General features: G+C 45.3%; 3 protein-coding genes. All 3 read right to left on the bottom strand.

The window, feature by feature from the left end:
• The coding region (locus QVO88_RS07355) for a phage holin family protein (protein WP_288177876.1) at positions 1-339 on the bottom strand (339 nt) is incomplete at its 3' end.
• Entirely contained in the window at positions 339-485 is a 147-nt protein-coding gene (locus QVO88_RS07360; protein WP_022287854.1) for an XkdX family protein, read from the bottom strand. The genes QVO88_RS07360 and QVO88_RS07355, both read right to left, overlap by 1 nt.
• Complete coding sequence (locus tag QVO88_RS07365) at positions 478-633, bottom strand: hypothetical protein (RefSeq protein WP_022287855.1); 156 nt, start codon at positions 631-633, stop codon at positions 478-480. The genes QVO88_RS07360 and QVO88_RS07365 overlap by 8 nt, the downstream gene beginning before the upstream one ends.
• Positions 634-801 lie beyond the last annotated feature (168 nt).

Genomic DNA, 801 nt, shown 5'->3' on the forward strand with positions numbered 1-801 from the left:
AGAAATACACTCGTTGATGATAAACCATATCGTCACAATAAGCCCGAAGTAAAAGCTGACACTTACCTCAATGCCTATCTGTGAAAGTCCTGAGATAAAGAGCCAATCAAGCACGCCTGACACCGCCACCACGAATATGTAGCCGACTTTCTTGAAAAGCCCTTTAAGACCGACACGGCTTGACAGCTCGCCCCTGCTCCATGCTTTCCACATTCCTGTGATATAGTCGATGATCATCACAAGCACCAGAATGACTATAGGTATCGCCATAACACGGAAATACGCTGACAGCCCTGCGGCTATCGCTGAAATGATGATTTTTGCTGTGTTTTCTTTCATTACTGTTCCTCTCTTTCGTATGTTTGTCCCGTGATTGTTGTATACTCCTCAGCCGTGATCCACTTGCCGACGGCGGTGTGCACCATAGCAACCGACCACAAACGGCTGTCATAGTATCTCTTGACCTTTGCGTAGTTTTTACTCATCGCCGCTCACCTCCAACTCAACACCGTTCAACATAGCCAGAAAATCAACATTTGCCTTTATCCTGTCTATCTCGGTGACCTTTGGTTTGTTGAAATTATCTTCCGTCAGCCCCATGCTCTCAACCATAGATTTTTCTAACTTCGTCATGTTGTACCTCCTACTTCACTCAGCTTCACGATATACTCTTCTTCTGATGGCACTGGTATATGGTAATTATCGTTGCTGTTTTTGAAAATCACTGAACCGCCTGCTTCGACCTCGATATTTCGCAGGAAGTCATCTGGTATCAGGGTTGATATATCGGTGACGATTGGG

Origin of the sequence: Ruminococcus sp. CAG:57 (genome assembly GCF_000435935.1) — a bacterium.
GTDB lineage: Bacteria > Bacillota > Clostridia > Oscillospirales > Ruminococcaceae > Hominimerdicola > Hominimerdicola aceti.

Bases quoted from the DNA above. Each gene is read 5' to 3' on its own strand.
- QVO88_RS07360 (WP_022287854.1), bottom strand. From the start codon at position 485: ATGAGTAAAAACTACGCAAAGGTCAAGAGATACTATGACAGCCGTTTG.
- QVO88_RS07365 (WP_022287855.1), bottom strand. From the start codon at position 633: ATGACGAAGTTAGAAAAATCTATGGTTGAGAGCATGGGGCTGACGGAA.